Below are 5,211 nucleotides of genomic sequence, written 5' to 3'. Positions count from 1 at the left end.
ATGTCAATGCCAGTGTGATTATCATTCTTTAATATTTATGTATTGATACGAAACGCAGGCAATGCCTGCGTTTTTTATTTGTTTTTAAATTGCGAAGTAAGCATCAATAAATAAGTTAATCTATTATTATTTCTTTTTGTCATTTTTAATATAACTATTTCTTACTCATGTAGGGTGAATGGGTAATACACTAAACTAGTGTTTATTTTATGAGTTCAATAATAATGGGTATGTTATGAATGATAATGATATTAGTGAAAATCACGGGCGAGATAATATTATCAATAAAAAGGAGTACGAAAGTGTTATTAAAAAAGGTGCGTTCTTTATATTAAATAGTAGCGGTGAAACTATTAATTCTATTGTTGTTAGTTATTATTCAGGATTGAAAGGTAATAAATCGACACAACGAATTGATAAGCTAGAGCATTTGGAAATGGCTGAGTTTGGATGTGAATTTACATACACGGTAATGGCATGGAGTCATACGGATTATTGGGATGTTGATTTCAAAATGTCAACAGGAAAAACTATATCTTATAGAAAACAAGCCTGTAATATACGACATTGGGATAATGGCATTGTGATTATTAATATAGCAAAAGATTTTAGGTTGTTTATAAAGTTCTCAAATTCAGGTGGTTGCCATAATTAATTTTTTAATAAAAATTGGAGGCAAATGGATAACGTAATAGAAAAATCACTTGCAACTAACCATACTGGTTATTTCTATGTGATGAACTGCTCTTTGCAGGAGCTAAAATCTGTTAGTGTCACGCACTCTACAGACTATCCTCATAGTATGCTTAATATTACTGCTGATTACAGTAACCTAAAAAATATGAGCACAACTAAATTAGGACATTCATTTCCATATGAGACCGGTTTTTTATCTCATTTTGATTACTGGACTGTTGAAATAGAAACAGCATCTGGGTACAAATATAAAACTAATGACTATTTTCTTTGTAATTTAAATTTCGATGATGATGGTTTTGTGTATATGGCTATTCTTCCAGATTTATCAGTTCATACTATTTTTTCTTATTCATCAGGGTGTGTAAATCATTTAAAAAATAACTTCACAAAATAGGATTTATATCATGAAGAAAAAAATAATTTTATTAGTCTGTGTGTTGTCTTCAAGTTTTTCAATGGCAAATCAGAATATTATAAATAAGGCATTTTCAGATAATTGTAATGCCTACCTCAACAAAGAAAAAAGAATTTCTACTATTACATTAGGTGAGCAAGATGTATTTAATAAAAGGGCTTTTTTTACAATAACTCTACGTGATGGAGATGCGGATACAAAGGAAATATCTATATTGGAATCGGTTGGGAACGAGTATGGTAGAGCAATGTTCCAGCTGATGAATACTGCATATTTATCAAATTCAAATATTAAAATAACCAGCTGTTCATCAAATAAAATCAGTGCAGCATCAATATCCTATAAATAAAATGTAAATTGTTTTGATAGTAAGAGGGTAATTATTACCCTCATTTTTATAAGTCGCTTAGATATTTCTGATTAAAAATAGGTTTACGTTATACATCAGGAAGTTCTATCCAGTTTTTTGACTAGCCAGAGACCACTTTGCTTCATGGCGTAGCCAAATAAAACGCCGACAATAAGTGACGGGATAGTCAATTGCCAATTTCCTTGTGCTGCAAAGGTTGCGCAGGCACCAATAAAGGTTCCTGGAATATAGGCAAGCCACGATTTTTGGGCTTGAAAACACATGACAAAAGCGATAACTGTGGTCACAAAGTAGCCTGCAAAATTAGGCAGATCATGGGTGAGTTTATCGCTATGAATAATAACTAATCCCCAAACAACACCACTTAGCGCTGTTAATGCTGTCACCAGCAAACCCTTCACACCATCTTTCGGATAGGCAAAATAAGCGGTACATCCTAAAAATCCAGCCCAACTAATCAAGCCAAATACATCAGCAACCCATGCCCATAACCCAGAAAGAATAGCAGTCGTTAATGACAGAGAAAAAAGTAGTTTCACAATGATGACTTTATAAATAAGAATTTGAGAAAGCAGAGCATTGTATAGAGGGATTTTAATTGTTGCAATTAAATGATGGATAATCAGCACAGAGAAAAGACATAATGTATGAGTTAAAAGTGAGAACGGTGAATTAAATTCAATTTTGGAAAATTGAATAGGGATATTGATGATTAATCGTTAAATAAAAATTAGCATCAATTTACATTGATGCTAATAAATATGGCGAGAAGAATAAAGATAGTTATTGGTTAAAGATTACCAACCGTAAGCAATACCTGCACCGAGAACGGCTCTATCCGAGTTATTCCAGGAAATAGAGCTACGCAGATTTAAGTTTTGCTTAACTTGATACTGAGCTCCAGCTGCGATGGCGTTACCGTTTTTAAAATTACCTAAGCCTAATCCGGCGCTAAAACGTGTGTTGGTGGTGTAAGGAATATTGGTCATTGCAGCAACTGAAGCAATACCGGCATTTGCATCACGAGCTGTTTGGTGGATTTTACTTTCCATTTGGTCAACTCGGGTATTTATTTGATTGAGCTGCTGTGTTTGAAGTTTTTCTTGTTTGTCGAGTTTATCAAAACGGTCGATATTAAGCATTTGTTGATTACGTAAAATTAAATCAGCATGAGCTTTACTATTTTTTTCTGCATCTTCAATTAATTGGCTTGTAATTAGATCACTTTCTCTAATGTCTTTATCGAGCTTTTCTATGGCAATATTCAGTTGTTTGGTATCTGTTTCATGTTTTTTGTTTGTGTCATCAATTAATAAAGTTGTAATAGCTTCACTTCTAAAAACTTCATCATCAACATATTTTTTATTCTTCATTTCACTATCATCAAGGTTTTTTTCTAAATCAGATAAAGAGCTTTGTAATTTCTTAATGGAATTTCCTTTTTCAGCTATGTTTTTTTCTTGATTATTATTTTCTTGGCTTAAATCATTAATAGACATGTTTAATAAATTAATTGCATGATTATTATCTTCGATTTTATTCTCTAAATGGGCAAGGTTACTCTTTGGGGCTCTGGATAGAGGATTTGCTGATATTGATGAGTTAGTTAAAGTAATAGGGGGTAAGCTAGCAGGTTCTTTTTCTTTTAATGAGGATAATTTTTTAATTAATGGTGATGATGTTTCGATTGCATACGCTAGAACATCAACAACAGGCGCCATGCTTTCGGCTATCTCAGTATATTTATTAATATTATCATTAAGTTTTTTATCATTTTCGAACTCAAGAGTGGTTCTATTATCCTCATATCGGTGCTCAGGGTAATCATAAGGGGCATTTATAGCATCTTGATAGTTATTAGCTATTGCGAATGACTGAGTAGATAATGAAGAAATTATAGCTATACTAACAGCACTTAATAGTTTTTTTTTCATAACGAAATATCCATATAACGTAAAAGGAATAAATATCGAAACTTATATAAGTCGATACATATGTTCGGGAGAGAATAATAAGAGATATATTTTGGTGGGTAAAATCTGTTTTTTAATTTAATTGGTTCGGGAAAATCGTGTTGGATTAAGATTAGTACAATAGAATTGATGATGGGAATGAAGTGTAATTCTGGGATGCTTTAAAGTAATTTAAAAATTAATCTTTATCAAGCTAATAACTGAGAAATAGGGGAATATTAAATACATTCCCCAATCATGGTATAAGCTATTTCTTCACTTTATGGACGATATCAAAATATTTGGTTTTATCATCCTGTGATGGGTAAATTCGGTAAGTATATTCTTCCGGTGTCACGGTCACGTTTTCAACTACACGAGTAAACAGGACTTCACCTTTGTCATCTTTTGCAGTTAATGAGCGGGTTTTACCATCTTCGCTGAATGACCAATCACCCTGCATTTTTGGCGCACCCTCAAGGGTTAGCATCTTAAAAGTACCATCTGGGTAATACTCTGCAAGCCCAAAGAAGTTTGCCACTTGTTTATCTGTTGCTGGCACGTCTTTTTTATCTTGATCGACAGCTTGAGTGGTTACCCAGACTTTATCAATCATAATCTCTTCATAGGCATTGGCTTTTTTTGCGCTAACAGCTTGCTTTGCAACAGGCGCCGTTGAGTTAGCTTGAGCTGTAAAAGCAGTAGTTGTAGACATCACAATCAGGGCGGCAATAATCGGTTTTAATTTCATAAGAACTCCATTTATTAAGATTAGAAATGTGAGTAACAAAATCGAACAGGTCTTCATCATTAATTAAACAGCGAGCAAAGCAAAGGTAAGAATTATGATTAAGTATTAAAAACGTAAGCTTATGTTGGGTTATGTATTCAAAGAAAAGAGGCTCCAGCAAACAAAACTCGGCTTATCCCATGTGATTTTTCTGTTAAAAACAGTATTAAATAGAAAGTCGAAATAAAATTATAGCTAAGCTATCTAATCAGTGTTAATTCAGATTTATATTTTGGTCGGTTTACCATGAAAAATTTACAAATACTTGTTTATACGGATTGTCTGATCTCAATCAAATACGTTGGATTTTGCCTGTAGAAAGGGGTTATACGGAGAATTTTCTGGTGATTTCAGATGTATTTTGTCTTAGATCATGTTATTTTTCTGTGAAATTTTCATCTCCAAGCCACTTTGCCATTTTTTGCATCTTTTGTGGGCAAAAAAAGGGCGATACTTTAACTTATAGGTTTAAGTAAAAACAAATGGGCTTGAGTAAAAGTAATTGAATCAACAGGATTTTAGCTATGGCAGTAAGAGAAATTATTGAAATTCCAGATGAAAGATTGCGTATTCAGTGCAGTCCTGTTACGGATTTCGCATCAGTACAAACATTGGTCGATGATTTAATTGAAACCATGTACAGCACTGATAACGGTATCGGGCTAGCGGCAACGCAAATCGCCGAAACCAAAGCCATTATGGTGATTGATATTTCGGAAGAGCGTAATCAGCCAATGGTATTTATCAACCCACAAATTATTGAGAGCGAAGGGGAGACGAGCTATCAAGAGGGTTGTTTATCCGTACCGGATGTTTACGCAGATGTGCCACGCTTTTTGCGTGTGAAGGTGAAGGCGTTTGACCGTGACGGCAAGGAGTTTGTTGTCGACAGTGACGAGTTTTTAGCGATTGTCATGCAACATGAAATTGACCATTTAAACGGTAAAGTGTTCATCGACCACTTATCCACGTTAAAGCGCAATAT

7 protein-coding genes are annotated in these 5,211 nt (G+C 33.7%); 4 read left to right on the top strand and 3 right to left on the bottom strand.

What is annotated here, in order from left to right:
• Positions 1-235: 235 nt before the first annotated feature.
• Genes GKR71_RS00400 through GKR71_RS00390 form a run of 3 tightly spaced genes read left to right on the top strand, consistent with a single transcriptional unit; the run spans position 236 to position 1,463 of the window.
• A complete protein-coding gene (locus GKR71_RS00400) occupies positions 236-655 on the top strand; it encodes a hypothetical protein (RefSeq protein WP_036951375.1) in 420 nt (139 codons plus the stop codon).
• 24 nt (positions 656-679) lie between these two features.
• Positions 680-1,093, top strand: a complete 414-nt coding sequence (locus GKR71_RS00395; RefSeq protein WP_036951373.1) for a hypothetical protein — start codon at positions 680-682, stop codon at positions 1,091-1,093.
• Between the two features lie 10 nt (positions 1,094-1,103).
• Positions 1,104-1,463, top strand: a complete 360-nt coding sequence (locus GKR71_RS00390) for a hypothetical protein (protein ID WP_154600292.1) — start codon at positions 1,104-1,106, stop codon at positions 1,461-1,463.
• Between the two features lie 95 nt (positions 1,464-1,558).
• On the opposite strand, the gene GKR71_RS00385 is transcribed toward GKR71_RS00390, so the two are convergent.
• The 3 genes from GKR71_RS00385 to GKR71_RS00375 form a co-directional block, all read right to left on the bottom strand.
• Positions 1,559-2,023, bottom strand: a complete 465-nt coding sequence (locus GKR71_RS00385; protein ID WP_230084984.1) for a DUF1097 family protein — start codon at positions 2,021-2,023, stop codon at positions 1,559-1,561.
• Positions 2,024-2,281: 258 nt separating this feature from the next.
• Positions 2,282-3,418 (bottom strand): YadA C-terminal domain-containing protein, encoded by a 1,137-nt coding sequence (locus tag GKR71_RS00380; protein ID WP_154633749.1) that lies wholly within the window; start codon positions 3,416-3,418, stop codon positions 2,282-2,284.
• A 286-nt stretch (positions 3,419-3,704) separates the two neighbouring features.
• Positions 3,705-4,187 carry a DUF4822 domain-containing protein gene (locus GKR71_RS00375; protein WP_154600291.1) on the bottom strand — a complete coding sequence of 161 codons (483 nt, stop codon included), beginning with the start codon at positions 4,185-4,187 and terminating at the stop codon, positions 3,705-3,707.
• Positions 4,188-4,750: 563 nt separating this feature from the next.
• Here GKR71_RS00375 and def point away from each other — a divergent pair.
• Positions 4,751-5,211: peptide deformylase (gene def, locus GKR71_RS00370; RefSeq protein WP_154633748.1), on the top strand; the 461-nt coding region annotated here is incomplete at its 3' end.

Source organism: Providencia sp. wls1922 (assembly GCF_009706505.1).
GTDB classification, from domain to species: Bacteria; Pseudomonadota; Gammaproteobacteria; order Enterobacterales; family Enterobacteriaceae; genus Providencia; species Providencia lanzhouensis.
Note: the sequence above shows the minus strand (reverse complement) of the source record. Positions and strands in the feature narration are given on the sequence as shown.

Coding starts and splice junctions, on each gene's coding strand:
- GKR71_RS00400 (WP_036951375.1), top strand. CDS start 236: ATGAATGATAATGATATTAGTGAAAATCACGGGCGAGATAATATTATC.
- GKR71_RS00375 (WP_154600291.1), bottom strand. CDS start 4,187: ATGAAATTAAAACCGATTATTGCCGCCCTGATTGTGATGTCTACAACT.
- GKR71_RS00380 (WP_154633749.1), bottom strand. CDS start 3,418: ATGAAAAAAAAACTATTAAGTGCTGTTAGTATAGCTATAATTTCTTCA.
- GKR71_RS00395 (WP_036951373.1), top strand. CDS start 680: ATGGATAACGTAATAGAAAAATCACTTGCAACTAACCATACTGGTTAT.
- GKR71_RS00390 (WP_154600292.1), top strand. CDS start 1,104: ATGAAGAAAAAAATAATTTTATTAGTCTGTGTGTTGTCTTCAAGTTTT.